The sequence below is a fragment of the Legionella cardiaca genome (assembly GCF_029026145.1).
Taxonomy (GTDB): domain Bacteria; phylum Pseudomonadota; class Gammaproteobacteria; order Legionellales; family Legionellaceae; genus Tatlockia; species Tatlockia cardiaca.
Genome location: NZ_CP119078.1, coordinates 2,217,784 through 2,244,131 on the forward strand (window position 1 = coordinate 2,217,784; position 26,348 = coordinate 2,244,131).

Sequence of the window (26,348 nt, forward strand, 5' to 3'; positions counted from 1 at the left end):
CGTGCAGAAACCGTTCCTAAAAGACTTGCTTTTCGTCAAAGCTTAAAATACCGTGTGAATTATTTGACTATTGTCTAATGGAAGATAAGGACATCTTGATGAAAACAAGACCAGTTTATGTGGCTGGGGGTATGCGTACTCCCTTTGCTAAATCCATGACCGTTTATAAACAAGTTTCCACCCAAGAGTTAATGACTGCTTCACTGCAAGCATTGGTAAAAAAAATGAAACTTGAAGACAGGCTTGTAGGTGATGTGGGTTTAGGGGCTGTTATCAATAGTTCTTTTAACTGGAACTTGGCCCGTGAGAGTATCTTGGGAACTAAGCTTAATCCCCATACGCCAGCTTATACTTTACAACGAGCCTGCGGTACTAGTTTGGAAACTACTTTGCAAATTGCCCTTAAAATTGCCAATTATCAAATTGATGATGGTATTGCTGCTGGTGTAGATACCAATAGCGACGTACCTGTCATGTTTCGTAGAAGTTTCGCCCGTAAACTCATTAACTTAAATCAGGCAAAAAATTTCTTAGAAAAATTAAAATCGATTGCCGCCTTTCGCCTGAAGGATTTAAAACCAGAAGTTCCCTCTGTTGTTGAGCCACGTACAGGGTTATCAATGGGAGAACATACAGAAAAAATGGTCAAAGAATGGCATGTTTCACGACTTGAGCAAGATAAATTAGCCTTGGCAAGTCATCAAACGGCCTCCAAGGCTTATGAAGAAGGATTTTATGACGATCTTGTTTTTGAATATATGGGTTTGAAACGTGATGGAATATTACGTCCTGATACAACAATTGAAAAATTGGCAAAATTAAAACCAGCTTTTGATACCAGCGGTGCAGGTAGTTTAACAGCAGGCAATAGTACTCCGCTTACAGATGGCTCCTCGGCTATTTATTTAGTCAGTGAAGAAATTGCAAGTCAGTATGGTTACCCCCTTCTTGCTCGTTTTGTCGATGCGCAAGTAGCCGCTGTAGATTTTGTACATGGTGAAGGTTTACTAATGGCTCCAACATTTGCAGTCAACGAGCTGTTGAAACGGAATAAATTAGAACTTCAGGATTTTGACTTCTATGAAATCCACGAAGCATTTGCAGGTCAAGTTCTTTGCACATTAAAAGCCTGGGAGTCAGAGGAATACTGCAAAAAAGTTCTCAAACGTAACGGTGCATTAGGTTCAATTAATAGAGAGCAAATGAATATTAAAGGGGGTAGTTTAGCCCTCGGTCATCCTTTTGCGGCGACAGGGACTCGCATCGTCAGCAACCTTGCTAAAATTTTACATCAAAATGGAAAAGGAAGAGGTCTTATTTCAATCTGCACAGCAGGAGGTATGGGGGTTGCTGCTATTTTAGAAGCTGTTTAATTCAGCGCCATCAAGAGCAATAAATGATAAAAGCATGCCTAAACTTGCCGTATTTTAAATAGTACTTAAATGATGATATTTACTAGTTTAATCGCTGAATTTGCGTTAAAATACAATGGCATGTTTACCGGACAGCAACTATGAAACCCCTGACTCGTGATATTCTTTTAACATTATCCGTCAAATTCACCTTATTTTTTCTTCTATGGTTCATTTGTTTCAAGGATGTACAAAAACCTGTAAAAAATACACAACAATGGTTGTTGGGTTCTAGTTTGCACTCTGATATGACAGCAACTCGAACTAAAAATTGATTTTCAATTTGTTACTCCAGCCATGTGAGGTGATCTATGATTCCAGGCAGTGATGTGGTTGATTTATCCCGTCTCCAGTTTGCATTAACCGCGCTTTATCATTTTCTATTTGTCCCTTTAACGTTAGGTTTATCTATTTTACTGGCAATCATGGAAACGGTTTACGTCATGACTGGCCGTGAGATTTGGCGTCAAATGGTTAAATACTGGGGAATTTTATTTGGGATTAATTTTGCGCTAGGCGTTGCGACAGGTTTAACAATGGAGTTTCAATTTGGAACTAACTGGGCCTACTATTCGCACTATGTGGGCGATGTATTTGGTGCACCTTTAGCCCTTGAAGGCTTAATGGCCTTTTTTTTAGAGGCTACTTTTGTGGGTTTGTTCTTTTTCGGCTGGGATAAACTCACCAAGTTACAACATCTTTCTTGTACCTGGCTTCTTGCCCTGGGGACAAATTTATCGGCACTATGGATTCTTATCGCAAACGGCTGGATGCAAAATCCCGTAGGCGCAAGGTTTGATTATCAGACGATGCGTATGGAAGTAAGTAGCTTTGCAGATGTTATGTTTAATCCTGTTGCCCAAGCAAAATTCGTCCATACAATTAGTGCTGGCTATGTTACAGGAGCCATTTTTGTTTTATCGCTTAGTGCTTATTTCCTTTTACGCGGGCGTAATCAAGCTTTTGCCAAGCGCTCCATGACTGTAGCAGTTTCTTTTGGTTTAGCTTCAGCTTTATCTGTTGTAGTCTTGGGCGATGAAAGTGGCTATGTAGCCAATACTAACCAAAAAATGAAATTGGCAGCCATTGAGGCCATGTGGCATACCGAAAAAGCTCCTGCAGGCTTAACACTGATTGGGATTCCCAATGAGAAAACCATGAAAACTGATTTTGCGATTGAAATTCCTTGGGTCTTGGGAATAATTGCAACACGCTCTTTCGATGAACAATTAGAAGGTATTGTAGAACTTATAGAGCAAGGGAAGGAAAAAATTCGTGAGGGAATGCTCGCCTATGACGCATTAGTACGCCTTAAGCAAAATCCTTTGGACGCTCAAGCTAAAAATGATTTTACAGCCCATGGTAATTATCTGGGGTATGGTCTGTTATTAAAAAAATATACCGAGAATGTGGTAGACGCCAGTGAAGAGCAAATTAATAAGGCTGCAAATGATTTGGCTCCTCACGTAAAACCCCTATTCTTTTCATTCCGTATTATGGTCGCTTGTGGCTTTTTCTTCATTTTATTATTTGCAATTGGCTTTTATTTATCCATAAGAAGAAAACTACATACAACAAATTGGTATCTCCATCTTGCCTTTTGGTCACTCCCCCTACCCTGGCTTGCAGCTGAACTGGGATGGATTATTGCAGAATATGGACGTCAGCCTTGGGCAGTCCAAGGAGTACTCCCAACTGCGCTAGGTACCTCCTCAGTAAATGCCTCACAGGTTTTAACATCACTTTCCGGTTTCGTCATCTTTTACACAATTTTAGCTATTGTTGAAATTTATTTGATGGTCAAATACGTTCGTCTAGGCCCCGATGGCCTAGCCCACTAAGGAGGAAATATTATGCCTTTAGATTATGAAACCTTACGTATTATCTGGTGGGCATTATTAGGTGTTTTGCTCATTGGTTTTGCAGTGATGGATGGCTTCGATTTAGGCGTAGCAATGTGGCTGCCCTGGCTCACCAAAACTGATCTTGAAAGACGTATTATAATCAACACAGTCGGTCCAGTGTGGGAAGGTAATCAAGTTTGGTTTATTTTGGGTGGAGGTGCTATCTTTGCTGCTTGGCCTGCTCTGTATGCGCTCTCTTTTTCCGGGTTTTACCTGGCAATGCTTGTTGTGTTGCTTGCTTTAATTTTACGCCCGGTTGGTTTTAAATATCGCTCCAAATTACCTCACGCCAGATGGCGTCAACTTTGGGATCTTGCCTTGTTTATTAGTGGTTTTATTCCCGCTTTAATATTTGGGGTTGCTGTTGGTAATGTTTTGCAAGGGGTTCCTTTTCATTTTGATGATAGTTTACGACCATTCTATACAGGGACCTTTTTGCAGTTATTGAATCCTTTCGCACTGCTCTGCGGTTTACTATCAGTCATTATGTTAGCAATGCATGGAGCCTTTTTTATTAATCTAAAAACGGAAGGTTACATTCAAAAACGAGCAATTATTGCTGCAAAAACTTGCGCTTTTTTAAGCATTCTGATTTTCTGTCTGGCAGGATTTTGGCTTTATTCTGCAATAAATGGCTATAGCATTGTTGGCAATCTTGCCCATAATGGTCCTTCAAATCCTCTTTTCAAAATTGTGGTTTCTCAAAGCAAAGCGTGGTTTATGAATTATGAAATTTACCCGCTAACCTTACTGGCACCAATAGGAAGCATTATTGCGGCCTTATTAGCTATATTACTGACGAAAAGAGCACTTCTAGCCTTTATCTGCAGTGCACTCTCAGTCACAGGAATTATTGCCACTGTAGGTCTTAGTTTATTTCCTTTTATCCTCCCCTCTTCATCTTATCCAAATCACAGCTTGATTGTTTGGGATAGCTCATCCAGTCAATTTACTTTATTTATTATGTTGTTAGCTACAGCTATTTTTTTACCAATTGTTGTAATTTATACCTCCTGGGTATATCGGGTATTACGTGGTAAGGTTACGGCATCCTCTATTCAAATTAACGAGCATACAGCGTATTAGGAGACATTTTATGTGGTATTTTTCGTGGATATTAGGTACAGGATTGGCCTGTACCTTCGCAGTTTTAAACGCTATGTGGCTTGAGCTTAGACTTAGTGATAAAGACGAAAATACAACACCTGACTCCTAAGGATTATAGAACCTGGTACCAAACTCATTAATACCAGGTTCACTAGTCGTTGTTTTAGTCTGTACTGCAGGACTTTCTTTATTTTCTTGCTCTTGTTCGGTATGATTTTCTTCTGGTAACACCCCATCCTGATTTTTCTGCTGACGCTTTCTTTTACCGAGTACTTCCTGCTTCTTAGCCCAACGATAGCCTAAAAATTCTCCTGATTTATTACCATCATCATCTCGCACCCCAGTACAACCAGCCCATGAAATGAGGCTGCCTCTATTACCAAAGTGTTTTAATACAGTAGATAATGAGAAATAATTTTTACTTGTTTGCAACGTATTCAAATCCAATACCGTTCTACCAGTAAGTGGTTCTATCACACGAGGCACTGGCAAATTACTTCCTCGAATAAGACACAGATCAGGAACTTGTTGTGCAGTAGTATATGCACCGAAAAATCTTGGATATGGATTAATATTGTCTACAGGCTGCTCATCATCTTCTTTTTTCACCACCGTCACTTCTGTCGGATTAAATTGGTCATTTTCCAGATCAGTAGCCAAAGAATCACTAAGGCTGGCACCAGAACCCGATACAAGCATCACCGTACTATTAATTGCTTTAAGATCAATAAAACCATCATTTTGATACCAAGTACCATGACCAGAACAAACTAAGGACGGAACAATAATTTTCATTTCAATGCAGTATAGCAATGACTTAAGATAAGGAGTTTTCTCAAGCCTGTTTTTAAATGTTAACAGTTCAAGCTTTACTGTCTCGTCAACTAAAGTAGAAGCCAATGCGGTGTTAAGGATGCGGTAAGTCTCTAAAATTTGCCAATTTAACAATAGCTCATAATTATAGGCACGTGGATAGCTAATAAAGATCGAAGCAAGTGTTTCAGCGTAAAAATCTAAACGCTCATCCTGATGCAATCGCACATGAGAATAAGCATCAACATCAGAAGCTCGAACATAATGAATCGTAACTTTTTTATTTAACGCCTTTTCAAAAATCTTTAGTAAATCAAAAGAAGCATTATTTATCTTCATATAAAAGCCAAATAAAATTACAAATGGCTCATTGTATATACAAATAATTAAGGGATTCTTAATTTTTAACAAATAGAAAATTTTTTTTTTGTACTGAACAAGTGTTTTGCCGTTCTAACCGTCAATAAGCAAAATGGCTGTTGTTTAAAGCTCAAGTTCTAAACAAGAAAACTGTCATGGCGGAGCGACTAGAGATAAAGATTTCCTATACTTAGTGTATCTTTTTAAATTGCAAACAAACAGTAAATAAAATGCGAAAATAGTAAGAAGAAAAAAAAGTATGATATAAATAATTTCTAATTGCTTCTTGTCGTTTCGAGATCTCACTGGAGTTTAAAATGGGCACACCACAAGATAAATTAAAAGAGCAAATGGCAAAAGAATTGAATGAGCTTAAAGAGTTACACCACTTAAAAAAACGCAATGAAGAGGAAGAAAAACGCTATAAAGCCCTTATGGATGCATATAAGGATAATATCCTTGCTAATCCTAAAATTTTAGAGGAAGCAAAACCTCAAGAAACTTATCAAGTGGGGAAAAAGACGCCAAACGCCCAAATGATGCTTGATGATTATAAGAAAAAAACAGGCAAAGATGCCAGTGTAGACTCAGAAGGTACAATGAGGTTTGAGTTTGACTCGCCAGAGGATGCCGTGGCGTTTTTTCAAGATCAAGCCAAAAAAGGTCAAGGATTTGACGCCTATAATGCAGCAATAGATCATAGAATTTATTCTGATGGTAAGGGAACTTTTGTGCAAGGAACAAAAGCCGATGTTGACGCCTATCTTAAAAACCCAAAAGAATTTAATTGTGGTGAAAAAGGCGAGCTGAGTAGGAAGGAACCTGAATCCACAAAAACATTATCAGCTTAATCATCCCTTTCCTCAGTGTATTTTATAGATTGACAATTCGTCCTTTGCTCCAGGAGGAATGAATTGACAATCTATCTCAGGAATTTATTATTTTTTTGTGGGTTCCCAAAGAGCAATGTACGCACCTGTGGGATCAGTAATAATAGCAAAATGCCCCATGTCTCCCGCTTGGGTTACCTCTTTAATTACATTTGCGCCGTGACGTTTGGCATTTTCTAATGCAGAAGCAACATCTGAAACTAAAATATAAGCCATCCAATGAGGAGGAATGTGCGCACGTTGCTCTTCAGGTATGGTCCATATCCCTGCAAATTCCTTATCCTGAGCTTTAGCAATGGTATAAGTCATTTCGCCCATATCATGGTCTATAAACTGCCAACCAAACACTTTACCGTAGAAATCCTTAGCTTTCTTAACATCAGATGTTGCTAATTCATTCCAACAAATTTGCCCCTTAGCCATTGTTGTCATAAAACTTCCTTATTTAATAAGTTCGGCGGGATCAATAGCTTAATAAGGTTAAACAATTTTTTCAATTCAAAGTTCAGTTCGAAACTTTAACTTAGATATTTTCCCCGAAATAACACCTTATTTTTTCTTGTATTTCTAACATATGTTCCTCATTTTGGTATTTTGTTCGTGGCCAAAAAAATCCTTTTAATCCATCTCCTTTATTTCTTGGTACAATATGCGCATGTAAATGCGGTATACTTTGGCTAACGATATTATTCATTGCAATGAAGCTTCCTTGCGCCTTCATCGCCAGCTCAACAGCCCTGCCAATAGATTGCACTAACTGAAAAAAAGGCGCTACCATGACGGTTGGCAAATCATAAAGGGTTTGGAAATGCTCCTTAGGAGCTAACAAAGTATGTCCAGGAAATAAAGGACGATGATCTAAAAAAGCAATAAACTGCTTATTTTCAAAGACAATATAAGCCTTCTCTTCTTTTTTTACGATTGAATCAATGATACAGCTTTTTTCACTTTGGTTTGCCATTAACTTTCATCCTACCTGTTTAACTTGCCAGCCATATAACGACCTACTAATTGCGCCATGATAATTGCAAGGTACGCTTGACCAATAAAAGACTCCATCCATGAAAAAGTTTGTGCGATAGGTTTTTTAGGAACAATATCTCCAAAACCCACCGTTGTTAATGTAATAAATGAATAATAGATAGCATCAGCGTCATATTTAATATTCGTAAAGGCGTTGGGATCAAGAAAACTTAACCATAAATAAAGATAAGCATAAGCTAATCCTATAAACAAATAGGCTGATAATGAACCAAATAACGTGGTTATATCAATCGTTTTATCAGCGAAGGTATAACGTAAACATGCTGCTACCATCAATGCAAAATAAAGCATAATAAAAAAAGCTTTAATTACCTGCAAAATGGGAAAAGCAAACAGCACACTGAGAAATAAAAAGAGTAGTTCTAGCCCTGCAAGAAAGAATAAAACAAGCAGAAATATTTTGGCCCTATCTCCAATGATAACCAAGCTATAAATAATAACAACAAAAAGGACAAACTCATCTAATTGCCCTAATCCAAATTGCGCACTAACCGCTTTTGAAAAACAAAATAATACTAAAACAATAAATAGAAATAAAAACCGGAGTCGTGCAATTACATTCGACAAGATTAACATTAATCATTTCCCAAAAAATGTTAAGACTCCCACAGATAGTATCTTTAATAGATTAAAGATTAAAGGCAACTTCTGATTCTGAAGAAAATAAGTCAGGAACGCGACTACGTTTATTTGTTACAAAAAAGCAGGAACAGCAGGAAGTTGCAGGAGATGGAGGGATTTTCTTTTTGGTATTATCAATGATTTCATTCAGCTGAACTTGTGTACTTGTTCCTCCTAATAATCCTCGAATAATTCGTACTATCCAAAGCGTACTTCGCAATTGCCTAATAAACTGCAATTCCGGTCTGGGTTCTTTGCCATGATCTCCATTTAGAGCTTGATATAATTTGGTGAGTTGTACTCTCAAAGAAGTGTTGTGCTTTTTATTTTTAAGAAAATAGCGTAGACAACTAACAGAAATCTCTTTTTTCATTTTAAGACTAAAGCTTGAGTCTTCACCAAGATCACGCAGTATCTCAATTAAATCTTCAGCTGTCTGCGCTTTTTTTGATTTATCTAAGTAAGATGTGCAAAAGCGATAAGACATAACCTTGACTTTTGGATGCTGAGATAAAAACTCTCTATAACTCGCGGTCTTATTCACCCCACCAGCCAATAAATGTTTAGCAATGAATAGAGGATGTTGTCTGACATCCTCTATTTTAAATTGAAGGTCGCTCTTTACTTTGTTTTGTGCTAATTTCATCGCAATATCAAGGGGACTTTCATGGTTTGCATTAGTTTGATTGGCAAATTCTTTAAAATGCCCCCATGTTTCATGATAACGATAATCACCTAGGCGAATAGCGGCATGAAGTGGTGTATCCCCCTCTACAAAACCTCCTTCAGGTAATCGACATAAGTCCTGATACTGTTTCATTTGTTCATTAATATTTTCAAATAAATCTGCACTCTGTGATCCTTTAAAACTGCATTGGATCTCTTCTAATACCGTTTGATGGTTTGCTGTTTTCACATAGTTGCGAAATTCAGGTAATGAAAAAAGAACAGCTTTCAAATAAGAAAGACGAGCGATAGTTGCTTGAGAAATTAAGGCAATTTGTGCCCTTTCATTCGCGTCCATCTCATTAAGAGAATTTGCTAAGCATGCATTGATCATTGAAGACTGAATAAGAATATGTTTATACCATGCTTTCCACTTTGCCTGTTGAAACTTAGGAGATTTACCAAGCTCAACAAAGGCTTCAATTTCAGCTGAGCTCGCATAAACTTTAGGATCACTATAGTTGACAAAGTAACGTCTACTAGTTGGCCAATAATGGTTACTAGAGTCTTGTAGTTTAGGAAATGCTCTTAAATCTCGCGCAGTAATTTTAAATGCGTGTTCACCATGCCCCCAATTTAAAATTCGAGAGTCATAATGTGAAATAACGCTATCGGACATCAAAAGATCATTATCGATTTTAAAAAATACAACACACTTACGCCCCGACTTTTCTACTATATAAAATCCCCAGTTCCCTTTGTGTAAATCATCCTCTTCTAATGTATAAGAGCTACATAAAACGTTCGCTAAAGAATCCATATCCAAATCAAATTGGCCTTCTTTAGAAGCTTTATATAAGTCGGCAAAAAAACCTGGAGCAAATTCATTAAAAAAATAGATGGGAATATCTTCCGCCTTTTCTCGTTTTTTTGAGTCTGTTAACAACCGTCCGGTTTTAACATCATAGGCAAGAGAATAAAAATTAGACTCCAGTGTTTCACGAAGAGCAACGGAATAGCAAAAATGATCAGAGGTTAAACCAATAATCTCACCCCTATCGTTCCTAACCAATGTTTGTTTTGGGGTTAAGTAAGATCCTAAAAATAGATCGAGTACATCACTTAAGGCAACTTCGTATAAGGATAAAAAAGGCACATTATATTTGTTTAGCTTAAAAATAACTTTTTTATTGGTCGATTTGATTTTGGCTTTTTTAAAAACAATATGGCCTGAATGACTCTCTTCTCCTCTATCTATTTCATTTTCTTGATAGTACGCGCCCATTGCATTTAAAATAAAAACTTAATGTGCATAATTTTAACAACAAATCAATAAGAGTCAACGTCTTCAAATTGCAGCTTTTTAAGGTTAATTAATAGGAAAAACAATCCTTAAAAAATTCAAAACGGTTCCTTTCGTCATTCGAGTCTGAGGTATCGTCAGTTTTTTGTACATAAATAATTTGCCACTACATATAAAGAGTATAACTATAAAAAAATCGATGAGTTGTTCAGAAAAATATGACGACTTTTATTCCGAACCTAGTGAAGAATGACCTAACACAACCGTCCAGGCTTATTTCTCAACCACAAATATGGTCTAAAATTATAAGAAGGATCGTGTTTGATTGGACCCATAAAAGCAATCATAGGGCTGGTTTAAATACTTGTTTATGAGGAGTTCTATCATGAGTCATGAAGATAAAGCCCTTACTATTTCTAACCCACGTTTACTTGCAGCAATTTATTTTGCTTTGCTGGCTGTTATTGTGACCTGCATTATTGATGTTATTCTTCATTTATTGGGTGCAGGTCCTTTTTTACCTCTATTTAAAGCGATTTTTTTGGCCGTGGTAATTGCCAGTTGCTTTGGTGCAATTTTTGGAAAGCTAATTATACATAGTAAAAAGCCTTATCGCAGGAAAGCCTTTCTCTATGGATTTTTAATGGTGATTGTAGCATTGCCGTTTTATAATGTGGGCTTACTTCTTCTTAAAGATAATAATTTCCAACAAATATTTGCTAATTTCCTATTTACTCTGTTTTATAGCTTCATACTAGCCGGATTATGGCTTGCAATTGCAGCAGGATTTGCAGCAATGTATTTGCGTGGACATTTAGTTTACGACATACTACATTCAAAATACGCAAGGCAACGTACCCATTTAGGTCCCTGAACTTCCTCAGAAAGTAATTACTGGGTACACATCCTTTAATAAGTGATGAACATGATGACTAGTGAACATAAACAAGTATCCATGCCACCCCGATTTGCTGCTGTTATTTTTTTTATTGTTTTTAATTTATTATTACTCTTATTTACTAAATATACCTTGTTATCTATAAAAGACAGCAACCTTATTCCACTTTTACCTGCATTACTTGTTTCCATAATTCTTGGTATTTTAATAGGCAGCATCTTCGGGAAAATTTTAGCTCAAAAAGGCTCAGGAATACGTTCTTTTTTAATTGGGATGTTGATTGCCTGCTTCATGCTTATACTCTTAAGTTTTTTGCTCTTTGCTCACTATTATTTTAATGATTCGTCGCTAATTCTCCGTTTTCAACATTGGCAGGACTATTTTATCTTTTATGGGACCATTTTGTTGACGCTAGCTATTACTCTCGGCATATGGGTTATCCCCTTAACAGGCTTGGCTTCTCTCTATTTCAATAAACGTTTTTGGCCAGGGCTTGTTGCAGTAGGAAAAAAACAAACAAATAAAAATAATACTGATGTAACCCATGAATAAAGACGAACTTCTAAAATTAATGCAGGCAGGTGCTGTCGTTATTACCCCCAATAATCGCCTAAGTAATGAATTGTTAAAGGATTTTTTACATGCATTCCCCCAAACCGTTCAAGAAAAACCAAGCTGCTTGCCTTATAGTGCTTTTTTATTGAATTCTTTCCAAAAGTTTTGTCATCGCGAGGCGCTTGCTTCGCACCCTATTCTATTAACCACTCAGCAATTACATCATTTATGGCGGCAAATTCTGTCATCTGAAGTAACCGTGAATCGTGGCTTATTACAAGCAGTTGAAGAGGCGTGGACTCGAAGTCATTTATGGCTGCTTGATTTTGATCATCCCGCTTTTGCTTATACCCAGCAAACCCGACGTTTCCAACAGTGGGTTCAACAGCTAACTCAAGAATTGCAGCGACTTGGAGCAATAACTGAAGTTCAGCTAGTGCCTTATTTATGTGCGCAAAAAAATAGTTTCGACAGTAAAACAATAATTTGGGCATGTTTTGATGACTACACACCCCAACAAAAAAAGTTACAACACTATTTATCTGCCCAAGACTGTAAGAACTATCATTATGATTTAAGTAAAAAACAAAATCGTGTTTATCATTATGCCGCGCAAAATGAAATAGATGAATATGAACAGCTTTTATATTGGTTACAGGAGTGTCTGGATAAAGGGAAAACACGCATTGGCGTTGTCATACCTGATTTACAGGCGCAATCCTCAATATTACAACGCAATTTACAACGTCATATTTCTCCAACGCAATTCAATATTTCTCTGGGGAAACCATTAGCCGAATATCCTTTAGTAGCTCATGCTCTTGAGTGGCTTTATCTGGATGGGAAAATATTAAATCTTCACCAGGCTCGTTTATTACTTCACTCGCCTTATCTTGCTTATTCTCAAACAGAATTATTAGCCAGAGCAGAGTTTATGGAGAATAACGCCACACTAAAAGAAACACATTTTTCACAGTTGACCTTTATCCAGGCATTAAAAAGCAAAGCACCTAAGCTTGCTAATTTGCTGCAAAAGATAGTGAGTTATCCCGAAGAAGCAAGTGTAGAGACTTGGATTCGACATTTTTATGAAAGACTTCTAACGTTAGGCTTTCCTGGAGAGCGTTCTTTAAATTCAGAAATGTACCAATGCTATCAGCGCTTCTTGATGCTGTTTGATGAATTTAAACAATTTGCATTGATTACAGAACGGATGAATAAAACCGACGCACTTACTGCCTTTAAAGAGTTAGCGGAATCGATCATTTTCCAGGCACAAAAATCATCGACTCCAATACAAATTTTAGGCCTGCTTGAAGCATCTGGTTGTACGTTTGAAAGTTTATGGGTTACAGGTTTAACTGATCAATGCTTACCTAAAAATGCCAAACTCTCGGCTTTCATCCCAGTATCCTTACAGCGTGAATATCTTATGCCCCACGCAGATCCAACCAGAGAGCTTTATCTCGCGGAAAAAACACTGACTCGTTTACAAAATGCCAGTGATCTTACTATTTTTAGCTATCCCCAATTAAGCGATGATAAACCGAATATGGCAAGCCCCTTAATTGCGGAGTTTATGTCTTTCTCAAGACGAGAACAGAGTACGCCTTTGCAACATTCTAAATTAGAATGTTTTTCAGAAAACTATTCGCTACCGCTTATCTCCGAAGAAAGGATCGTTGGCGGAACAGCAATTTTAGCCAATCAAGCCAAATGCCCCTTTCGTGCTTTTGCTGCTCATCGTTTGCATGCCAAATCATCAGTCGCAGCTGCCGATGGCCCTGACGCCAAAGAAAGGGGACAACTAATTCATAAAGTCATGGAATTATTATGGGGCACATTAAAAACTCAAGCGTACCTTTTGCAACTTAATGAGTCGCAATTAAATGCACATATCGAAAATGCAATTAAGGTTGCTTTAGAACCAATTATTACTCAAAGAAGCTACTCTTTTTCTGAGCTAATACAGGAAGTTGAATTGGATCGCCTGAAACAGTTAGTGCATGCTTGCCTGGATTGGGAGCGACAACGCCCACCATTCACGGTTGAAGCAATAGAACAAGCTTTTACAATTAATTTAGGTGACATGGATTTTAAGGTACGAGTTGATAGATTAGACAAAATGGAAAATGGTCAAAAATGGGTTATTGATTACAAAACCAGTTTGCCACAAAGTCTTCCATGGAATGAGGAGCGTCCGAAGGAACCTCAATTGTTGCTCTATGCTCTCCTCGACGACACCATTAACACACTATTATTTACGCAACTAAAAGCTGGTCAATTGACTCCAAAGGGGCTCAGTGAAGATAAACTGGCTGTATCCGGAATAAGTACCTTAAAAAAAGGACAAAGTTGGACTGAACTACGACAACATTGGCAGGATCAATTAAATGAATTAGCACATGAATTCCTTAAAGGGCATAGCCCGCCACAACCAGGTAGCCCTGCAATTTGTCAACAATGTGATTATCAGAACCTATGTCGTTTCAATACCCAGGAATAAAATTATGCACCATTTGATCGTAGGTTATGGCTATTGTGGTTACCATCTTGCCTGCCATTTAGCTAACAAACAACAGCAAGTCAGTACAATATCTCGTCATATAGATAAAGCCTTTGAATTACCCGGAGTCAATCATCTTTGTCGCGACATTGCTGAGCCCTTTATATGGGAAAAATCTGATACGATAATTTACTATCTCATCCCTCCAATCGGCGATCAGGAGAAAGATAACGGGTTACAGCAATTTTTAACCAATAATCTTCACTCAGTTACGAAGGTTATTTATTTTGGCTCAAGTGGGGTTTATGGTGATCATCAAGGGGCATGGGTGGATGAAGATTCCCATTGCAATATCCATAGTCTACGACAACAGCGGCGACTTGATGCAGAAAAACAATGGCTATCCTTCTGTCAACAACAATCAATTCCTGCACTGATGTTACGTATTGCTGGCATTTATGGGCCCGATCGTATTCCGCTGCAAGCGGCAATTGCACAAACGCCCCTTATCATTCCAGACCAAGCTCCCTACACCAATCACATCTATATTGGTGATTTGGTTAATATTGTCTTGCAGCTTGTCATGAAAACAAATCACACATCAATTTATAACATAGCAGATGGCAATCCCACACGCATTGGCGCTCTGCAACAACAAGTTGCCGAAATACTTCACCTTAACCCTGCTCCCTATGAGTCCTTTGAAGATGCCTGGAAAAAAGCCAGCCCAATGAAAAAAGAATTCATGAGCGCCTCCAGACGCTTGTCAATTCAAGCATTAAATAATAGTCTACAATCATCATTTCATCTAACCTCCTTGGCTGATGCCGTCCATTTAAGCCTTCGACATCAAGGATACTGATATGAACATTTTAATTGCTGGAGCTTCAGGATTTATTGGCCATGAGTTAGTTAATGCTTTACTGCCTAATAACAAGATTACAGTTTTAGGACGATCTACAAAAAAGTTACAGCAAAATTTCTCTGCCAACGTAACTCAAACTACCTGGGATACTTTACCTGATCTGAACGCATCCAACTATGATGCCATCATTAATCTCAGCGGCCATAATATTGGCGACTCACGTTGGAATCATAAAGTAAAACAATTACTTATTGATTCACGCGTGAACACTACTACATCATTAATCACTTGGGCAGTTGCCCAAAATGCTAAACCTCATTTTTATTGTGCGAATGCAGTGGGAATTTATGGTTTACAAAAAAATGGAGACTCGCAAACTTTTGATGAAAATACGCCTATCAATTTTGCGCATCCAACTGATTTTATGAGCGAGATAGGAATAAAATGGCAAGAAGCGCTACAACCTGCTCTTGAACATGGAATGAAAGTAACCATCACACGTTTTGGTGTAGTGCTAAAAAAAGGGAAAGGCATGCTAAAGAAATTAGCGCCAAGTTTTTATTTAGGATTAGGTAGCATTATTGGCAATGGTCAACAGGTTATTTCCTGGGTACATATTGAAGATGTTATTCAGGCTTATCTTTTTTTACTTAACAATCCACAATTAACTGGTGAATTTAATGTCACTGCACCTAATCCAGTTAGTCAGGCAGAGTTTGCCAAGACTCTGGCCCAAGCAATGAATCGTCCTTTGTGGCTCAGAACACCGGCATTGATTATCCGTATGTTATTTGGCGAAATGGGGGACTGTTTACTTTTACAAGGGCAACGAGTTGTCGGTAAAAGGCTTCCTGAAGCAGGCTACCAATTTCGCTTTCCTCAACTCTCTTCCGCCCTAAAAAAAGAATTTGACTAATTCATGCATGAACATTCAATATGCTCATGCATGAAATTTTTACATCATTGAAGTAAATTCCATCATTGTTTCGTTAGATTCAACGTTGGAAGCATGATTAACATAGAGTTGATTGATATCAAAAGCATCGTAGACATGTTGCTGGTCTAATGCAAACATCATCTTGTTCCATTCATTATCGATAGTTGAACTCACAGAAGCGGGTACTGAATTACTCTGAGTAAACGCAGGTATCATGTGACCTGTTTGATCAACTGTGTGCTGAATAGCAACTGGTTCAGGAGTAAGTTTATTTAAAAGTTGAGTAACTCTTGCAAGGGCTTCTTGATTAGTTAAATTTGCTTTAAATTTTTTCAAATCTGCGACAATAGCAGTTTTTGTCTGATCTAGATAATCTTTAGCGTATTTGGCATCATCGATATCCGGCATTTGTCGAGCAAGGTTGCCAAGTATTGACTCCGCACTGTCACAGTATTTATTTACCAGATGAGTAATAGGGAAAGTATCCTTAAAAAAACCTTGATTACCAGATTGGTAATAAGATTTAATTGCTTTATAAGTTCTCACCACAACCCCATTCCAATATGCGTTGTAACTGCTTTCCATCTTGCCTTCAAATTGCATAATTCACCTATATGTGTTTAACAAAATAATCAAAAATTCATCTTAAAGTCCGTATTTTATGCAAATTTTATTAACAAAATATTAAACCGATTGCATTTATGGAAAATTATACAGTACTAACTATGCTGCATTATTTTTATTTCTTCCTCTCTTTTCGCAATTAAGTGACGGGCCTCAACAATAATGGGATTTGACACAACGTCGCCATCTTTAAGATTTTTTTGCCAAAATATTTCGTATTTTTGTAATTCTTTCTCACGGACATAGCGCTCAAATTGCTTATAAAATAATTTACTCTCTGTTCCCAAAATATCAATAAATTGCTCATACAATCCTGTTTTAGGATTACTATAAAAACAAATATCTACAAATTTCTTTTGATAAATATTTAAAAATTTATAAGGCTGTTCAAGAATCATTGGAATTTTCTTAAAGAGGATATCCATAGCCACACCGAGCGATTCATCTTTTGCAGTAAAAAGAAGGTTCACAATTTCTTCCAGTTTCCCTTTAGGAATTATAATCGTTCTCAATGAAGCAAACCGTTTATTTTTTGAATGATGGAAAGGGGCATTTCCAACTCTTGCACCGCGTTCAGCAAGTGATAATTTCACACTACCATCTTCTAGATTTTTTAACGTTGCAAGAATTGCGTGTCCTTGAAAACCAGTTGATTGAAACACAAGTCCATTAAATTTTAAGCTGGATAAGATATGCGCTGGGGTATAGTAGGATTTAAAATTCTCCATGACTTTTAATAATGGCTGGAATTGCCCAAATAAATCAGGGCGTTTCTCAGCAAGAAAATCTTTAAGATAAGAATGCAAAATACTCATTCCTTCCTCAACTCCGCCAGAACCTAGTTTTATTTTTGCTTGTGGAAATGCGAGTACTTCATTCAACTTTTCTCCTCCAAAAATAAAATAAAGTCTGCGTCTATATAAAAATTCATGCGGATCTATTTGATGAGCTTGCAGAATTTGTTCTCGCAAAGTATCTGGAAAACAGCTAAGTGTGGTTATTGTAGCAACCGTATCCTCGTTATTATTTTTTGCATGAATGTTAACTCCGGCTTTAAGTAAAAACGTCATTGCCTCAAAATTACGTGTGCGAGTTGCTAGCAGTAAAGGGGTATTTCCTTCTGCGTCACAAGCTTCCAAATCGGAATGGAATTTAACTAGTAACGGTAAGTAATGATTTTTTTTATATTTAATTGCCATGTGTAAAGGAGTTTTTCTTTCTGCATTTGTTTTTTTGACTATTAGGGGACAATTCGAGAAAAAATACTCAGCCACTACCCCGTATTTTTCTGATGCAAAAGCCAGATGCAAAGCGGTGTTTCCTTCGTTATCCTGCTCATCCAGTCGATAACCTGCAGCATGGAAACATTCGACTAAATCTGCTGCATTACTTGCTGCAGCAGCAAGTAGTGGACTTTGTCCCTGTTTATTATTTTGTGGGAATGAAAAAACGCGATCTTCTATAAAATATTGAACAATTTCTTTCTGGCGATTTCGAATTGCAAGATATAATCCATTCTCTCCATTATCATTTTCGTCTTTAGTAAAGGGAATATCTAAACTCAGAAAAAGCTTAATAATGGGTAAGTGGCCGTACATGCATGCCTCAAGAAAAGGTGTATTTCCTTCCGCATTCTTTGTTGTTAGTGAAGCGCCATTGGTTACTAACCAAATTGTGGTTGATAAATCTCCTCGGAGGATTGCTGCAAATAGTGCTGCATTTAACTCTTCAACGGTGCTGACATCTATCAATAGCTTGGCAATATCGATAAAACCTGACTCTAATGCCGCAGTAAAAGCGGAATCTCCTTTCTTATTCTTTGTATTTGCGGGAACACCTGTGTCTTTTAAAAATGAAACCACATGAAAATAACCACGTTTAGCCGCCAACATTAATGCGCTTTCACCTTGATCATTTACTGCAAAAAGATCAACACCTTTTTCTTGTAAATATTTTACAGTGATCAACTGTCCAAATTTAGCGGCAATGCTAACAGCATTTTCTCCATGATAATTTCTGCAATGAATATCGCAGCCTATCTCTAAAAAATATTCAAGATGCTTCGGTGAATTGCGCTCTATTGCAACCAGAAAAGGAGTATTTCCATTATTGTCTTTTGCTTCTATACTCGCTTTAACTGCATTTTTTTCTAAAAAAGATATACAGAAATTAATATTGTTGTTAAAGGCTGCAAAATGTAAAAAAGACCAGCCTTCTTTAGTACGGTATAAGGAAAACTCCTTCTCATGCTCTTTTATAATAAGTTCGAAGGCAGAAAACTCTCCTGCAGCAGCAGCAAATAAGGCATTTTTTATTTTAGCATTGAGACGCATACGAAGAATTGCACTTTTTAGTCGTTCAGAATTTTTATCGAGGATACATTGTTCTGATCTATCCAGAGGCTTCGCCATCGCCAATAACCCTACAATTTTTGGAGCAGAATACAAATAGCAATACTCTAAAACGGTAAAATCATTAGAATCGCCATACTCCAAAGTAGAAAGACTTGTACGATCTATGCTTTCAAGCGTTTGAATCAAAATTTCCATCATGGCTGGCTGATTAAACCTTGCAATATAATGCCCTAAGGTTCTACCTTCTTTGTCAATTGCAGTAAGTGTTTCAAGATCTGCATGCTGTATGGTGTATTTAAATTGTTCTACATTCCCTTCAGCAATCGCAAGGCGCAAACGTTCTTCAGTTAACATCAGACACTTCTCTAATTACAAGTACTTTGTTAGCCTACATTGTATAAAATTTATATTAATTTTATATTAAAAGGCTCATCTTCGATTTAATAGAGGCGTTGAGAGGGGGAATTGATACTATACATGGAGAGTTGCCTAGGCTCTTGCAAAATCAAAAGCCAACGTTTTTGCAATTTCTGTTTGTGCGAGCGCTAAAGCCAATAAGCGGTCAACCCCAAGTGCTACGCCACTGCAAGCTGGTAAACCATGGTGTAAGGCTTCTAACAGGTACTTATCAGGTTCAGGAAGTGGCAAGCCTTGTTGTTGACGAATGGTCAAGTCCTGATTAAATCGCTGAGCCTGTGCGTTAGCGTCTGTTAATTCATGAAAGCCATTAGCTAGCTCCACACCCTTAAAATATACTTCAAAACGCTCAGCGACACCTTGATTAATTTTGGCTAATGCTGCTTGAGAGGGTGGAAAATCATAGACAGCAACCGGCACTTTTTCTTGACCAAGCGCAGGTTCCACAACGTGACTCATCAATAGAAACAGGTATTGATCCTGATCTTGTTCATCGGCTGACAGGACATTATCCAACTCATAGTACTTTACTATTTTTTGTAACTCAGGAACTGTAGTTGATAGCGGGTCAAAATCACAAACCTCAAGAAAACTCTGTTGATAGGTTTTTCTAAGCATCGGTTCACATTGCAGAATCATTTGCAATAAATCATTCATTTCATCCATAAGTTGATGGTGATTAATACCTAATTGATACCACTCCAACATAGTAAACTCTGGATTATGCCATCGTCCTAATTCATCATCTCGAAAAACACGGGCCAATTGAAAAATAGGACCGCTACCAGCAGCTAATAAGCGCTTCATATGATATTCAGGAGAGGTTTGCAAACAATAAGATTCTTTACGGAAAGTCGCTTTAATATTTGATAGATAGACATCCGTAATACCGAAACGCCCCATCACGGGTGTTTCAACTTCAAGATAACCTCTTTCCTGAAAAAAACTGCGAATTTTGGATAACAAGTACGCTCGTTTGCGCAAGACGTCAATCGATGCCGAGGGGAACCAAAGTAACTCATTCATATTAATAAAAAATTCCAAGTTCAAGTCGTGCAGCCTCGGTCATACGCTCTTGGGTCCATGGTGGGTCCCAAACCAATTCAACCGTACAATCGCTGACTCCCTCCACTTGATTCACAGCTTGTTCCACAGTCCCTGGAAAAGTTTGAGCTACAGGACAACCAGGTGTTGTCAATGTCATTTGGATATGCACATGTTGCTCTTCATTAATAGCAACATCGTAAATTAATCCCAGATCATAAATATTCACTGGAATTTCTGGATCAAATACTGTCTTTAACGCTGCAATGACCTGTTCTTTCAAAACGTCGTTATCCTGTTTTTTTTTAAAACCAAACATCACCCTCACTCCGTACTAACTGTTTCCTTACTTTTATTGAGTGCGGCCTCCAAAGTATGCCAGGCTAATGTGGCACATTTAACCCTGGCAGGATAGGCTTTTACGCCCGCAAGGACAGCTAATTTATCTAAGGATACAGCCTGCTCTTCATCACTGGTTATCATCGTATGAAAACGATGAAATAATTCATGAGCTTCGTCCATTGTTTTTCCGATTAAGGCGTCTGTCATTAATGAAGCGGAAGCTTGAGAAATTGCACAACCAGAACCTACAAAACTAACGTCTGTAATTTGATTATTTTCCAACTTTATATACACCGTTAGCTTATCCCCGCATAAAGGATTAAATCCTTGCGCTTGCGTGCTCGCATTCTCCATAATGTGGTGATTACGTGGGTTGCGATTATGATCAATAATGATTTCTTGATAAAGTTCGCGCAATTCCAGGCTCATGCAAACACCTCTTTTACTTTGTGCAGCGCTTTTATGCACCGATCAATTTCTTCTTTTGTATTGTAAAAAGACAACGATATTCGGCTTGTTGCCGCAACACCTAAGAAATCCATTAGTGGCATCGTGCAATGGTGACCACTCCGAATGGCTATTCCTGCTGCATCCAAAATCGTGCCAATATCATGGGCATGAATAGTTCCATGAACAAAGGAAATTATAGGAACCTTTTGCTTAGCCGTTCCCACAATATTAAATCCTTTTACAGATTGCACAGCGAGGGTCGCATAATCCAGCAGATGAGCTTCATAGGCAGCAATCGCTTCCATATCTAGAGACCATAAATAATCAATGGCAGCACCCAAACCAATGGCACCCGCAATATTAGGCGTACCTGCTTCAAATTTATGAGGAAGCTGAGCATAGTCTGTGCTTTCCAGGGTGACATAATTAATCATTTCACCGCCACCTTGATACGGTGCCATATCATCAAGTAATTTTTCCTTTCCCCATAAGACACCGATGCCTGTAGGACCATACATTTTATGACCCGATAAAGCATAAAAATCACAATTCAAAGCTTGTACATCGATAGGTAAATGAGCTGTTGCTTGCGCACCATCCAAAAGAACCAAAGCCCCATAAGCGTGGGCCATTTCAATCATTTTTTTAACTGGATTAATGGTTCCTAAAGCATTCGAAACATAATTAATAGCTACAAATTTTGTATTTTCATTTAATTTCTTTTCAAACTCATCCAATAAAACATCACCATCAAATGAGATAGGCGCTACTTGTAAACGAGCACCTGTTTTTTTACAAACCATTTGCCAGGGCACAATATTAGAATGATGCTCCATATGAGTAATCAAAATTTCTTCACCCGGCAATATTCTTGGGGCTACAAAACTTTGTGCAACCAAATTAATACCTTCAGTTGTCCCTCGCACAAAAATACATTCGCGCGCGGATTTAGCATTAATAAATCGTTGTACTTTATTACGCACTGCTTCAAATTGCTGGGTAGCTCGTACGCTTAATGCATGAACACCCCGATGTACATTTGCATTATCATGTTCATAATAACGCGTGATGGCATCAATCACTGCTTGTGGTTTCTGTGTTGTCGCTGCATTATCTAAATAAGTCAGTGGATATTCATTGATTTTTTGTCCCAGGACCGGGAAATCATTGCGAATGGCTGCGATATCCAGTGTTTCAATTAAAGCTGTCGCTGTACTCATAGCTATTACCTCAATTGCTGATTCAATAAAGCTCCCATCCAATCAGCAAGTGTTTGATGAGGAACTAAACGTAAATTTTCAGCAGCAAACGCATGAATTAAATAACTACTCGCTTCCTGCCTGTTAATCCCCCGGGTCGCCAAGTAGAATAAAGCATCTTCATCTAATTGTCCTACTGTTGCCCCATGGGTGCAAACCACATCATCAGCAAAAATTTCTAATTGTGGTTTTGTATCAATCTCAGCTTGCGCTGATAGCAATAAGTTTTTATTTTGCTGTTTTGCTTGCGTATGTTGAGCATTTTTTGCAACGATTACTTTACCGTTAAACACCGCTCGTGAACGACCGGCTAAAATACCTTTGTAATCTTGCTCACTTTGACAGTTAGGTACTAAATGGTGAACTATCGTATGGTGATCAATATGCTGGCCTTCTGTGGGTGCATAAATACCATTCATCAAACATTTCGCGCCTTCTTCTTGTAAGTATAAATTAATATCACTACGAACCAATTTGCCACCGAGGCTTAAAGAGTGACTATCAAATTGGCTATTTCTTTCCTGTCGAACGGAGATTTGACCAATGTGGTAGGCGGTTCTACTCTCTCGCTGAAGCTTGTAATGTGTTAACTTGGCGTGAGGTGCCGTTCGTACTTCAGTAATTGTATTTGTAAAATAATTAGTTCCTTCAGCACCGCGATACTCTTCAATAATGGTGGCCTGACTCCCTGTCTCCATAATGATTAAGTGACGAGCATGCAAAGCTTGCTCTTTATCTTGCCAATGTGAGAGAACAATTGGCTCCTCAATAGAAACTCCTGCCGGAACATAAATTACAACACCTGTATGCCAAAGTGCCGTATTTAATGCATGAAAACCATGTTCATGTTTCACTAATTTATCAAAATAGGGTTTTAATTTGTCTTCATGCTGCGTTAGGGCATGAGATAAAGGTTGGAGTAAAACACCAGCAGGCAATTGCTTGGCCAGCTCGTCTAAGCCCAAAATTAGGCCATTTTGAATAATAATTTGATTTTTAAAGGGCAAATCTGATTTGGCAACTTCTACCGCCTCGTGAGTTTTGAGTACACTAAATTGCTGCTGCAACAATGCATCCACGACGGTATATTTCCAATCTTCATGATGACGATTAGGAAAACCATAGTCACTTAATTCTTGCAAACTTTTCGTTTGTAACTCGGCTATCCAGGGAATAGTCGACAGTCTTTCTTTAGCTTGCTTTTGAAAAAAATCAAGGATTTCGCTCATGCCTGTTCCATCTCCTCAAGCCAGCTATACCCTCTTTCTTCTAACTCAAGGGCTAATGACTTATCACCCGATTTAATAATACGACCATTGGCTAATACATGGATGAAATCGGGTTCGATGTAATTTAATAGTCGTTGGTAATGAGTCACCAAAATAATCGCGCGCTCAGGGGAACGCATTGCGTTTACACCCTGTGAAATGATTCGCAAAGCATCAATATCCAAACCAGAATCTGTTTCGTCTAAAATCGCAAGTTTAGGCTCAAGCGCTAACATTTGCAGGATTTCATTGCGTTTCTTTTCACCACCAGAAAAACCTTCGTTAATGCTGCGATATAAAAAGCTTTCATCCATGTCTAATAGCTGACATTTTTCACGAATAAAACTTAAAAACTCAATTGCATCGAGTGTTTTTCTACCTTGGCCTTTACGCACAGCATTTACTGAGGCCTTGAGAAAATTGATATTAGTAACCCCTGGGATTTCCACTGGATATTGAAAGGACATGAAAATGCCGGCTTGAGCACGCGCTTCAGGAGACAAGGGTAATAAGTCTTTATCCAGATAATTAATTTTCCCGTCAGTGACTTCATAAGCAGGATGCCCAGCTAAAACTTTTGACAAAGTGCTTTTACCAGAGCCGTTAGGACCCATGATAGCATGAACTTCACCAGGTTTTACCTCTAAATTGATCCCTTTTAAAATGGGTTGCGCATTAATTGCGACATTTAATTGCTCAATTGTTAACATATTAACCTACTGCCCCTTCCAAACTAATACCTAATAATTTCGTGGCTTCCACCGCAAATTCCATAGGTAATTCTTTTAAGACTTGCTTACAAAAGCCATTAACAATCATCGACACAGCATCTTCTGTATCAATACCTCGTTGTTGACAATAAAATAGCTGCTCCTCACTAATTTTCGAGGTAGTTGCCTCATGTTCAACCTGTGCTGTTGGATTTTTAACTTCAATATAGGGAAATGTATGAGCTGAACATTCGCTTCCCATTAACATGGAATCACACTGAGTATAATTACGAGCATTCGTTGCTGTGGGGGCAATTCTTACTAACCCACGATAAGCATTATGTGCACGACCAGCACTAATTCCTTTCGAAATAATGGTAGATCGGGTATTTTTACCCAGATGAATCATCTTTGTACCGGTATCCGCTTGTTGCATATTATTAGTCAACGCCACGGAATAAAATTCACCCACCGAATCATCACCCTGTAAAATAACACTGGGGTATTTCCAGGTTATTGCTGAACCTGTTTCTATTTGTGTCCAAGAAATTTTAGAACGTTTGCCTCGGCAAGCTCCGCGCTTGGTTACAAAATTATAAATACCGCCTTTACCTTCTTTATCTCCTGGGTACCAATTTTGCACAGTTGAATATTTAATCTGAGCGCCATCTAAAGCAACCAGCTCAACAACAGCAGCATGGAGTTGATTTTCATCACGCATAGGAGCCGTGCAACCTTCTAGGTAAGAAACATAGCTGTCGCTATCCGCAATAATTAATGTTCTCTCAAACTGGCCTGTTGATGCGGCATTAATACGAAAATAAGTCGACAATTCCATCGGGCAACGAACCCCTTTCGGAATATAAACGAAAGAGCCATCGCTAAATACTGCTGAATTTAAAGCAGCATAAAAATTATCGCGATAAGGAACAACAGAGCCTAAATATTGGCGAAGTAGCTCAGGGTACTTATGTACAGCTTCAGAAAAAGGACAAAAAATAACCCCTACTTCCGCCAGTTTTGCTTTGAATGTTGTCGCAACAGAGACGCTATCGAATACCGCATCCACTGCTACACCTGCAAGCAATTCCTGTTCTTTTAAAGGAATGCCCAGTTTTTCATAAGTTTTTAATAATTCTGGATCCACTTCATCAAGACTTTTAGGCGCATCTTTTTTGCTTTTTGGTGCTGAATAATAAGAGATCGCTTGATAGTCGATGGGTGGATAGTGAACACTAGACCATTCAGGATGAGGCATTGTTTGCCAATATTCAAATGCCTTTAAACGCCACTCTAATAAAAATTCAGGCTCGCCTTTAACAGCTGATAAACGACGAATAATGTCCTCGTTTAAACCAGGCTCAAAGGTATCTACCTCAATGTCTGTCACAAAACCATGTTGGTATTCCCTTTCAAGTAGGGAATTAATTTGTTCACTGCTTTTAGCCATTACTAACTCCGCTTGCCAACTGCTTGATGCGGTCTATTTCAATCGCCTGGAGTGTTGGTCTAGCCAGCATTTCCAAACTCACACTATCCAGTGCGGTTTCTATGGCCTGGCTTATTAACCGCCAATTACCTTGAATATGACATACTCCCTGCAAAGAGCACTCATTAGGCTGCAAACTGCATTCTGTTAAACCGCGTTGCTCATCCAGCGCATAAATAATCTGTGCCACCGAAATCTCCGATGCAGATCGTTGCAAGCGATAACCACCAGCTACACCACGCACAGACGTTAATAATCGCGCTGCAGTTAAACGTTTCAATATTTTGCTGACTGTAGGCACTGTTAAATGGGTATGCAATGCAATATCCCGAGCATTGCACAGCGTTTGTGCGTGCTTAGCGAGATACACCATTACAACTGTTCCATAATCAGCCAATTTGCTGATGCGCAGCATAACACCCCCACATCAAATAATCTAGTACTAAATAAGTCTTATTTTGTTACTCTTAATATAGTACCAAAATGGTTCTATTTGAAGCAAACACGAAT

At 38.2% G+C, this 26,348-nt stretch carries 26 protein-coding genes; 11 read left to right on the plus strand and 15 right to left on the minus strand.

The features are described from left to right. The first annotated feature begins 98 nt into the window (after positions 1 to 98). The 5 genes from PXX05_RS09435 (at position 99) to cydX (ending at position 4,532) form a co-directional block, all read left to right on the plus strand. Entirely contained in the window at positions 99 to 1,373 is a 1,275-nt protein-coding gene (locus PXX05_RS09435) for an acetyl-CoA C-acetyltransferase (RefSeq protein WP_275087975.1), read from the plus strand. Positions 1,374 to 1,513: 140 nt separating this feature from the next. Further along, the gene (gene cydP, locus PXX05_RS15090) at positions 1,514 to 1,687 is read left to right on the plus strand and encodes a cytochrome oxidase putative small subunit CydP (RefSeq protein ID WP_338034416.1); all 174 of its coding nucleotides are present in this window, start codon (positions 1,514 to 1,516) and stop codon (positions 1,685 to 1,687) included. Positions 1,688 to 1,723: 36 nt separating this feature from the next. Then, positions 1,724 to 3,253 carry a cytochrome ubiquinol oxidase subunit I gene (locus tag PXX05_RS09440; protein WP_275087976.1) on the plus strand — a complete coding sequence of 510 codons (1,530 nt, stop codon included), beginning with the start codon at positions 1,724 to 1,726 and terminating at the stop codon, positions 3,251 to 3,253. A gap of 12 nt (positions 3,254 to 3,265) precedes the next feature. Beyond that, positions 3,266 to 4,402, plus strand: coding sequence for a cytochrome d ubiquinol oxidase subunit II (gene cydB / locus PXX05_RS09445; RefSeq protein WP_275087977.1), 1,137 nt, complete (start codon positions 3,266 to 3,268; stop codon positions 4,400 to 4,402). 10 nt (positions 4,403 to 4,412) lie between these two features. Beyond that, complete coding sequence (cydX, locus tag PXX05_RS09450) at positions 4,413 to 4,532, plus strand: cytochrome bd-I oxidase subunit CydX (RefSeq protein ID WP_275087978.1); 120 nt, start codon at positions 4,413 to 4,415, stop codon at positions 4,530 to 4,532. Here the strand turns inward: cydX and PXX05_RS09455 are convergent. After that, positions 4,529 to 5,575, minus strand: a complete 1,047-nt coding sequence (locus PXX05_RS09455) for a DUF6863 domain-containing protein (RefSeq protein ID WP_275087979.1) — start codon at positions 5,573 to 5,575, stop codon at positions 4,529 to 4,531. The two genes, cydX and PXX05_RS09455, sit on opposite strands and share 4 nt — an antisense overlap. Positions 5,576 to 5,946: 371 nt before the next feature. Here PXX05_RS09455 and PXX05_RS09460 point away from each other — a divergent pair, with 371 nt between their 5' ends. After that, positions 5,947 to 6,447, plus strand: coding sequence for a hypothetical protein (locus tag PXX05_RS09460; protein ID WP_275087980.1), 501 nt, complete (start codon positions 5,947 to 5,949; stop codon positions 6,445 to 6,447). An 87-nt stretch (positions 6,448 to 6,534) separates the two neighbouring features. Here the strand turns inward: PXX05_RS09460 and PXX05_RS09465 are convergent, their stop codons facing one another. The 4 genes from PXX05_RS09465 to ankK form a co-directional block, all read right to left on the minus strand. Then, a complete protein-coding gene (locus PXX05_RS09465; protein WP_275087981.1) occupies positions 6,535 to 6,918 on the minus strand; it encodes a VOC family protein in 384 nt (127 codons plus the stop codon). A gap of 91 nt (positions 6,919 to 7,009) precedes the next feature. Further along, positions 7,010 to 7,447, minus strand: coding sequence for an HIT family protein (locus PXX05_RS09470; protein WP_275087982.1), 438 nt, complete (start codon positions 7,445 to 7,447; stop codon positions 7,010 to 7,012). 11 nt (positions 7,448 to 7,458) lie between these two features. Further along, complete coding sequence (locus PXX05_RS09475) at positions 7,459 to 8,106, minus strand: potassium channel family protein (RefSeq protein WP_275087983.1); 648 nt, start codon at positions 8,104 to 8,106, stop codon at positions 7,459 to 7,461. A 52-nt stretch (positions 8,107 to 8,158) separates the two neighbouring features. Then, positions 8,159 to 10,102 (minus strand): Dot/Icm T4SS effector AnkK/LegA5, encoded by a 1,944-nt coding sequence (ankK, locus tag PXX05_RS09480; protein ID WP_275087984.1) that lies wholly within the window; start codon positions 10,100 to 10,102, stop codon positions 8,159 to 8,161. Positions 10,103 to 10,505: 403 nt separating this feature from the next. Between ankK and PXX05_RS09485 the strand changes: the two genes are divergently transcribed. From PXX05_RS09485 to PXX05_RS09505, 5 genes are read left to right on the plus strand one after another with little or no spacing between them, the layout of a single operon-like run. Continuing rightward, positions 10,506 to 10,994: a hypothetical protein gene (locus tag PXX05_RS09485; protein WP_275087985.1), complete on the plus strand. Its 489-nt coding sequence runs from the start codon at positions 10,506 to 10,508 to the stop codon at positions 10,992 to 10,994. A gap of 51 nt (positions 10,995 to 11,045) precedes the next feature. Beyond that, the gene (locus tag PXX05_RS09490; RefSeq protein ID WP_275087986.1) at positions 11,046 to 11,570 is read left to right on the plus strand and encodes a hypothetical protein; all 525 of its coding nucleotides are present in this window, start codon (positions 11,046 to 11,048) and stop codon (positions 11,568 to 11,570) included. After that, complete coding sequence (locus PXX05_RS09495; RefSeq protein ID WP_275087987.1) at positions 11,563 to 14,079, plus strand: PD-(D/E)XK nuclease family protein; 2,517 nt, start codon at positions 11,563 to 11,565, stop codon at positions 14,077 to 14,079. The genes PXX05_RS09490 and PXX05_RS09495 overlap by 8 nt, the downstream gene beginning before the upstream one ends. A gap of 4 nt (positions 14,080 to 14,083) precedes the next feature. Continuing rightward, entirely contained in the window at positions 14,084 to 14,941 is an 858-nt protein-coding gene (locus tag PXX05_RS09500) for an SDR family oxidoreductase (protein WP_275087988.1), read from the plus strand. A 1-nt stretch (position 14,942) separates the two neighbouring features. After that, positions 14,943 to 15,860, plus strand: coding sequence for a TIGR01777 family oxidoreductase (locus PXX05_RS09505; protein ID WP_275087989.1), 918 nt, complete (start codon positions 14,943 to 14,945; stop codon positions 15,858 to 15,860). 39 nt (positions 15,861 to 15,899) lie between these two features. Here PXX05_RS09505 and PXX05_RS09510 read toward each other — a convergent pair whose 3' ends face one another. From PXX05_RS09510 to PXX05_RS09555, 10 genes are all read right to left on the minus strand, one after another. Continuing rightward, the gene (locus tag PXX05_RS09510; RefSeq protein WP_275087990.1) at positions 15,900 to 16,427 is read right to left on the minus strand and encodes a hypothetical protein; all 528 of its coding nucleotides are present in this window, start codon (positions 16,425 to 16,427) and stop codon (positions 15,900 to 15,902) included. Positions 16,428 to 16,600: 173 nt separating this feature from the next. Beyond that, positions 16,601 to 19,213 carry an ankyrin repeat domain-containing protein gene (locus PXX05_RS09515; protein WP_275087991.1) on the minus strand — a complete coding sequence of 871 codons (2,613 nt, stop codon included), beginning with the start codon at positions 19,211 to 19,213 and terminating at the stop codon, positions 16,601 to 16,603. A gap of 135 nt (positions 19,214 to 19,348) precedes the next feature. Next, entirely contained in the window at positions 19,349 to 20,302 is a 954-nt protein-coding gene (epmA, locus tag PXX05_RS09520; RefSeq protein WP_275087992.1) for an elongation factor P--(R)-beta-lysine ligase, read from the minus strand. A 1-nt stretch (position 20,303) separates the two neighbouring features. Next, complete coding sequence (locus PXX05_RS09525) at positions 20,304 to 20,639, minus strand: SUF system Fe-S cluster assembly protein (RefSeq protein ID WP_275087993.1); 336 nt, start codon at positions 20,637 to 20,639, stop codon at positions 20,304 to 20,306. A gap of 5 nt (positions 20,640 to 20,644) precedes the next feature. Continuing rightward, entirely contained in the window at positions 20,645 to 21,091 is a 447-nt protein-coding gene (sufU, locus tag PXX05_RS09530) for a Fe-S cluster assembly sulfur transfer protein SufU (RefSeq protein WP_275087994.1), read from the minus strand. Further along, positions 21,088 to 22,332, minus strand: coding sequence for a cysteine desulfurase (locus tag PXX05_RS09535; protein WP_275087995.1), 1,245 nt, complete (start codon positions 22,330 to 22,332; stop codon positions 21,088 to 21,090). The genes sufU and PXX05_RS09535 overlap by 4 nt, the downstream gene beginning before the upstream one ends. Positions 22,333 to 22,337: 5 nt before the next feature. Further along, the gene (gene sufD / locus PXX05_RS09540) at positions 22,338 to 23,600 is read right to left on the minus strand and encodes a Fe-S cluster assembly protein SufD (RefSeq protein ID WP_275087996.1); all 1,263 of its coding nucleotides are present in this window, start codon (positions 23,598 to 23,600) and stop codon (positions 22,338 to 22,340) included. After that, on the minus strand, positions 23,597 to 24,349 hold the full coding sequence (sufC, locus tag PXX05_RS09545; RefSeq protein ID WP_275087997.1) for a Fe-S cluster assembly ATPase SufC: 753 nt from the start codon (positions 24,347 to 24,349) through the stop codon (positions 23,597 to 23,599). The genes sufD and sufC overlap by 4 nt, the downstream gene beginning before the upstream one ends. Position 24,350: 1 nt before the next feature. Next, positions 24,351 to 25,799, minus strand: coding sequence for a Fe-S cluster assembly protein SufB (gene sufB, locus PXX05_RS09550; RefSeq protein ID WP_275087998.1), 1,449 nt, complete (start codon positions 25,797 to 25,799; stop codon positions 24,351 to 24,353). Continuing rightward, positions 25,792 to 26,253 carry an SUF system Fe-S cluster assembly regulator gene (locus PXX05_RS09555; RefSeq protein ID WP_275087999.1) on the minus strand — a complete coding sequence of 154 codons (462 nt, stop codon included), beginning with the start codon at positions 26,251 to 26,253 and terminating at the stop codon, positions 25,792 to 25,794. Before PXX05_RS09555 ends, sufB begins: the two co-directional genes overlap by 8 nt. Positions 26,254 to 26,348 lie beyond the last annotated feature (95 nt).

What these genes read in the sequence shown, in the direction of transcription:
- PXX05_RS09435 (WP_275087975.1), top strand. Translation starts at nt 99, where the DNA reads ATGAAAACAAGACCAGTTTATGTGGCTGGGGGTATGCGTACTCCCTTT.
- cydP (WP_338034416.1), top strand. Translation starts at nt 1,514, where the DNA reads ATGAAACCCCTGACTCGTGATATTCTTTTAACATTATCCGTCAAATTC.
- PXX05_RS09440 (WP_275087976.1), top strand. Translation starts at nt 1,724, where the DNA reads ATGATTCCAGGCAGTGATGTGGTTGATTTATCCCGTCTCCAGTTTGCA.
- cydB (WP_275087977.1), top strand. Translation starts at nt 3,266, where the DNA reads ATGCCTTTAGATTATGAAACCTTACGTATTATCTGGTGGGCATTATTA.
- cydX (WP_275087978.1), top strand. Translation starts at nt 4,413, where the DNA reads ATGTGGTATTTTTCGTGGATATTAGGTACAGGATTGGCCTGTACCTTC.
- PXX05_RS09455 (WP_275087979.1), bottom strand. Translation starts at nt 5,575, where the DNA reads ATGAAGATAAATAATGCTTCTTTTGATTTACTAAAGATTTTTGAAAAG.
- PXX05_RS09460 (WP_275087980.1), top strand. Translation starts at nt 5,947, where the DNA reads ATGGCAAAAGAATTGAATGAGCTTAAAGAGTTACACCACTTAAAAAAA.
- PXX05_RS09465 (WP_275087981.1), bottom strand. Translation starts at nt 6,918, where the DNA reads ATGACAACAATGGCTAAGGGGCAAATTTGTTGGAATGAATTAGCAACA.
- PXX05_RS09470 (WP_275087982.1), bottom strand. Translation starts at nt 7,447, where the DNA reads ATGGCAAACCAAAGTGAAAAAAGCTGTATCATTGATTCAATCGTAAAA.
- PXX05_RS09475 (WP_275087983.1), bottom strand. Translation starts at nt 8,106, where the DNA reads ATGTTAATCTTGTCGAATGTAATTGCACGACTCCGGTTTTTATTTCTA.
- ankK (WP_275087984.1), bottom strand. Translation starts at nt 10,102, where the DNA reads ATGGGCGCGTACTATCAAGAAAATGAAATAGATAGAGGAGAAGAGAGT.
- PXX05_RS09485 (WP_275087985.1), top strand. Translation starts at nt 10,506, where the DNA reads ATGAGTCATGAAGATAAAGCCCTTACTATTTCTAACCCACGTTTACTT.
- PXX05_RS09490 (WP_275087986.1), top strand. Translation starts at nt 11,046, where the DNA reads ATGATGACTAGTGAACATAAACAAGTATCCATGCCACCCCGATTTGCT.
- PXX05_RS09495 (WP_275087987.1), top strand. Translation starts at nt 11,563, where the DNA reads ATGAATAAAGACGAACTTCTAAAATTAATGCAGGCAGGTGCTGTCGTT.
- PXX05_RS09500 (WP_275087988.1), top strand. Translation starts at nt 14,084, where the DNA reads ATGCACCATTTGATCGTAGGTTATGGCTATTGTGGTTACCATCTTGCC.
- PXX05_RS09505 (WP_275087989.1), top strand. Translation starts at nt 14,943, where the DNA reads ATGAACATTTTAATTGCTGGAGCTTCAGGATTTATTGGCCATGAGTTA.
- PXX05_RS09515 (WP_275087991.1), bottom strand. Translation starts at nt 19,213, where the DNA reads ATGTTAACTGAAGAACGTTTGCGCCTTGCGATTGCTGAAGGGAATGTA.
- epmA (WP_275087992.1), bottom strand. Translation starts at nt 20,302, where the DNA reads ATGAATGAGTTACTTTGGTTCCCCTCGGCATCGATTGACGTCTTGCGC.
- PXX05_RS09525 (WP_275087993.1), bottom strand. Translation starts at nt 20,639, where the DNA reads ATGTTTGGTTTTAAAAAAAAACAGGATAACGACGTTTTGAAAGAACAG.
- sufU (WP_275087994.1), bottom strand. Translation starts at nt 21,091, where the DNA reads ATGAGCCTGGAATTGCGCGAACTTTATCAAGAAATCATTATTGATCAT.
- PXX05_RS09535 (WP_275087995.1), bottom strand. Translation starts at nt 22,332, where the DNA reads ATGAGTACAGCGACAGCTTTAATTGAAACACTGGATATCGCAGCCATT.
- sufD (WP_275087996.1), bottom strand. Translation starts at nt 23,600, where the DNA reads ATGAGCGAAATCCTTGATTTTTTTCAAAAGCAAGCTAAAGAAAGACTG.
- sufC (WP_275087997.1), bottom strand. Translation starts at nt 24,349, where the DNA reads ATGTTAACAATTGAGCAATTAAATGTCGCAATTAATGCGCAACCCATT.
- sufB (WP_275087998.1), bottom strand. Translation starts at nt 25,799, where the DNA reads ATGGCTAAAAGCAGTGAACAAATTAATTCCCTACTTGAAAGGGAATAC.
- PXX05_RS09555 (WP_275087999.1), bottom strand. Translation starts at nt 26,253, where the DNA reads ATGCTGCGCATCAGCAAATTGGCTGATTATGGAACAGTTGTAATGGTG.